A 4240-nucleotide genomic window follows, 5' to 3' on the forward strand; every position below is an offset into this window, starting at 1 on the left:
GATGGGTGCAGGCTGGCGCGGGGAGGCCGGCGCCGGCCGGGGGCAGGCCGGGCCGGGGCTGCCCGAGCCGTTTTGGCTCGTCCGGGCCGACCTGGTAACCTGGCTTTTCGCGCGGCGATGACGCATGCTCGTCGTGCGCGAAAGCAGACCAACCCGAGCTATCAAGACGAGGCTGTCGCGTGGCGAACATCAAGTCCCAGATCAAGCGCAACCGGCAGAACGAGAAGCGCCGGCTGCGTAACAAGTCGGTCAAGTCGTCGCTGAAGACCGCCATCCGGAAGTTCAACGAGGCTGCCGAGGCCGGCGACACCGAGAAGGCCACCACCCTCATGCGGGAGGCCACCCGCAAGCTGGACAAGGCTGCCAGCAAGGGTGTCATCCACGCCAACCAGGCGGCCAACCGGAAGTCGGCGATCGCCAAGCGCGTCGCCTCGTTCTCGGCCTGACGAGCGCCCTCAGACCTGACCGGAAGCCCCGGGGCACCACCCCCGGGGCTTCCGGCTATCTGCGTTCGCTGCCTCCACCACGCCGGGAGGCCGCAATCTCGGGGCAGCTCCTGCGGCTCTTGATCGCGCCCGAGCGGCTGACGGCCGGTCAGCGGGACCGGTCGGGGTGGGTCCGGTCAGTCCAGCGGGGATCCCTGCTGGGGGTGCAGCGACTGCTCCCCGTAGTCGAGCGCCCGAAGCGCCGGGTCGACGGGGGCGGTCATGCTTGACGGCGGGTGGTCCGGCGCGACGGCCCCGCTCGGCAGCGCGCGGGCGGTCGAGGGCACCGCCGCCCGCCCGACCACCGGCTCCATCTGCCGGCGGAAACGGTCCCGTTCCTGCTCCGGCACCTGCGCCGCGCTCCGGATGACCAGCTCGGCGACCACGTCGTTGAGCTTGACCATCGCCGCCACCACCACCGGCAGAACCAGCACCGCCCACCAGCTCACCAGCTCGGCGAGGGCGAGCAGCACGGCGAGCGCCACCGCCCCTTCGAAGAAGAGGAAGCAGAGGATCCCGCCCGGGTTGACGAAGCGCAGCCCCAGCACCCGGGCGTAGAGCGGCCGGTACCGCTCGTCATCCGTCGGCACGGTCGCCCAGGACTGGGATCGGGTCACCGGCTGCCGCCCTGCCGGGCCGCCGTCACAGAGAACACCGCCCGTTCCAGCGCGTACGCCCGGTCGTCGGCGCCGCCCTTGACGGCCGCGTTGCACTCGGCGGCCGCCCGCATCGCCTCGACCAGGCCTTCCGGCGTCCAGCCGCGCCCCTGCCGCTGCGCCCGCTCGATCTTCCAGGCCGGCATGCCGAGGCTGCTCGCCAGCTGGTACGGGCTGCCCCGCCCGGCTGAGGCGACCCGGGCCACGGTACGGACGCCGTCGGCGAGCGCGTCGGCGATCGGCACGGGGTCGACGCCGACGTGCAGCGCCCAGCGCAACGCCTCCAGGGCGGCGGGGACGTCACCGACCATCGTGGCGTCGGCGACGGTGAAGCCGCTCACCTCGACCCGGCCCTTGTAGTAGCGGGCCACCGTGTCCGCCCCGATCCGGCCGTCGGTGTCGGCGACCAGTTGCGAGCAGGCGGCGGCCAGCTCCCGCAGGTCGGTGCCGACGGCGGCGATCAGCGCCTCCGCCGCGTCCTCGGTGCACTTGCCCCCGCTGCGGCGGATCTCGTCCCGCACGAAGGCGACCCGCTCCCGGTGCCCCTTGAGCTTCGCCGCCGGCACGACGGCCGCGCCCGCGGCCCGCAGCCCGTCGGCGAACGCCTTCCCCTTCGCCCCGCCGAGGTGCAGCACCACGAGTTGCACCTCGGGGTCGGGGTTCCTGGCGTAGTCCAGCAGCGCGGCGACGAGGTCCTTGCGCGCGTCCTGGCCGGAGCGGAGCACCAGCACCCGCCGCCCACCGAAGAGCGAGGGGCTGAGCATTTCGGCGATCTCGCCCACCGTCAGCGAGCCGGCCTGGTATTCCCGGACGTCGACGTCGGGGTCGACGCTGCGGGCGCGGGCGACGGCTTCGGTGACCGCTCGCGTGGCGAGCAGCTCTTCGTCGCCGAGGACGAGCAGAATAGGGGGCAGGCTGGCGGGGGTCACGTCGCCCATACTCGCACGCGCTCCGACCCGATCGTGCCTGGTCATCGAGGACTGTGACGGCACAGCCCGCAGTCAGCGCGAATCCAGACATTTGATTCGATCTGCCTGCTATCCCCGCAAGACTGGTCGGCGCGCGGAGCGGCCCGACGCCCCGGCCCGAGGCCCCGCGCCACCACCGCCAGCCCCGGCCCGTCACGTACGGCGGCCACGTCGCCCGACGTGTCGGTCCGCAGCACCCGGGCACCACCGCGGCGCAGCCGGTCGAGCAGGGCCGCGTTCGGGTGCCCGTAGTCGTTGCCCGCGCCCACCGACACCAGCGCGACCGCCGGCCGGATCGCGGCCAGAAACTCCGGGTCCTGGTACGCCGAGCCGTGGTGTGCGACCTTCAGCACGTGGGCCCAGAACGCGCCGGCCGGGCCGGTCTCCAACAGCGCCCGCTGCTCCTCCGTCTCGGCGTCGCCGGCCAGCAGGATGCGTACCCCGGCGACGGTCGCCGCCAGCACCAACGAGTTGTCGTTCGGATCCGACCGGCTGCCGCGCAACGGGTAGGGCGGACCAAGGGCGGCCAGCCCCACTCCCCCGGGCCCGCCAGCGCCAGCCCACCGGCGCAGAGCGGCCCCACCGTCGCGTGCGGCGTCGCTTACCTGGGCAAGGCCCCACTGCGGCTTCGACCTACGCCGGGTCACCACCTCGCTCACCCGCCGGCCCCGGAACACCCCGGCGATCTCACCCACACGCTCGGCGTAGAAGTGGCTGACCAAGCAACGGCACCTGCCGTACGCCGAGCCGGCACAGGCAGCCGTCCACGTCGGATGGCCCTGGGCCTGCGTCGACCAACACCGCCCGGCCGGCGGTGACCGGCAGCACGACGGCGCCGGTGTCGTATTCGAGGAAGAACGGCACCGACCGGTCCTGCTCGGTCCACACCCCAGCCCCGTCCGGGCGGGGCAAGCCGCTCGGACCGCGGGAGATGATCTGCGGATCCCCGCCCTCTCGGTAGAACACGCCCGGGTCGTGGAAAGCGGAGGCGGGCTGCCAGCGGTCCAGATGGCTGCCGGGATGGGTGCGGGCGTGGGCGGCGAGGTCGATGAAGACCTGGTTGCCGCCGAGCAGATGGGGCAGGTGGGGCGCGACGTGAGGGACTGCTTGCGGCGCCGTTCCCGGCGTGGTTGTCCGAGTCCGCGTTGGCCGTGGACGTGGCTGTAGCCGAGTTGGTCCAGGACCTAGTGGTAGGGGTAGGAGCCGCCGTCGGGTTTGTTGGGTCGGAACCTGCCCACCGCGCGGAGGACGGTGAGGCGGCGGAGCCGGCGTTGCGCGAAATCCAGGGACGGGAACAGGGCCGCGGCGATCTGGTCGGTGGTCAGTAGTCCATGGTCGTAGAGCCAGCCCAGGAGGCGGTCGTCGCGGGCGGTGATGCTGGCCTGTAGGCGCAGCAGCGGATCCGACGCCGACAGTGGGTTACGCATAGGCGGCCCCTGGGGGACACCCCACACATGGGTGTGTGTCGGGAACCCGTCGGCGCCGCTGGCAGCGGCCCTGACCTGGGCTGTCAGCCAGTACGAGGGGTCGGCTTGGGGGTCAGTATCAAGGCGGACGGTGAACCGGGGATCGACACCGACACCGACACGGCCGGCCGCACGCCGTGGCCGTGGTGTGTGAGGGCGGGTGATGCGGGTCGGTGACAGCGCTGGTGGGATTCGTGAGTTGGGTCAGCATGCTCGTCGCTCCTTGAATGGTCGGGATGCGGGTGCAGGAGCCATAGGCGCACTGGCGGCGAGCGCCGTGGCGCGTGGGATGGTGTTGGCTCTGACAGGCCGGGTCAGGTCGTGTCAGGAGGCGGCTTCCTGACAGGCACTGGTCTGACCGGGACGGCGTGGTCTGACAGAAGTTGCCGGTTGTCGGTCTGTCACGCGGCCTCCCGACGTGACAGGTTCGGCGCTGCTGGGGCCGCGGCCCGGTGGGATGGCCTCGGCGCGCAAGACGCGCGCGAGCGCTGAGGCGGTGGCGTTGGACAGGTGGCGCCCGTCCGCGCGGAGTTGCCGGGCCAGTCCCTTGCGGGACAGCGGTGTCCCCTGGGTGGCGAGGATGTGGGCGGCGGTCCGGGCGGCCGGGACCAGCTCGGTGATCTCCGGACCGCGGTCCCGGACCGGACCGCCGTCGCGGCGGCGGA

General features: G+C 72.7%; 4 protein-coding genes and 3 pseudogenes. 1 reads left to right on the forward strand and 6 read right to left on the reverse strand.

Going from position 1 to position 4240, the window contains the following annotated elements; all coding sequences use genetic code 11:
• The first annotated feature begins 179 nt into the window (after window positions 1-179).
• Window positions 180-446 (forward strand): 30S ribosomal protein S20, encoded by a 267-nt coding sequence (gene rpsT, locus ACWEVO_RS31360; protein ID WP_091319230.1) that lies wholly within the window; start codon window positions 180-182, stop codon window positions 444-446.
• A 176-nt stretch (window positions 447-622) separates the two neighbouring features.
• Here the strand turns inward: rpsT and ACWEVO_RS31365 are convergent, their stop codons facing one another.
• The 6 genes and pseudogenes from ACWEVO_RS31365 to ACWEVO_RS31390 form a co-directional block, all read right to left on the reverse strand.
• The gene (locus tag ACWEVO_RS31365; protein ID WP_452311076.1) at window positions 623-1102 is read right to left on the reverse strand and encodes a hypothetical protein; all 480 of its coding nucleotides are present in this window, start codon (window positions 1100-1102) and stop codon (window positions 623-625) included.
• On the reverse strand, window positions 1099-2079 hold the full coding sequence (gene holA, locus ACWEVO_RS31370; protein WP_452311077.1) for a DNA polymerase III subunit delta: 981 nt from the start codon (window positions 2077-2079) through the stop codon (window positions 1099-1101). Before holA ends, ACWEVO_RS31365 begins: the two co-directional genes overlap by 4 nt.
• Window positions 2080-2228: 149 nt before the next feature.
• Window positions 2229-2943: pseudogene (locus ACWEVO_RS31375) on the reverse strand (ComEC/Rec2 family competence protein); the annotation flags it as partial.
• Between the two features lie 36 nt (window positions 2944-2979).
• Window positions 2980-3192: pseudogene (locus tag ACWEVO_RS31380) on the reverse strand (replication-relaxation family protein); the annotation flags it as partial.
• Window positions 3193-3293: 101 nt separating this feature from the next.
• Window positions 3294-3536, reverse strand: coding sequence for a replication-relaxation family protein (locus ACWEVO_RS31385; protein ID WP_452311078.1), 243 nt, complete (start codon window positions 3534-3536; stop codon window positions 3294-3296).
• Between the two features lie 363 nt (window positions 3537-3899).
• Window positions 3900-4240, reverse strand: a pseudogene (locus ACWEVO_RS31390) (hypothetical protein); the annotation flags it as partial.

This window comes from Micromonospora sp. NPDC003776, from assembly GCF_053605645.1.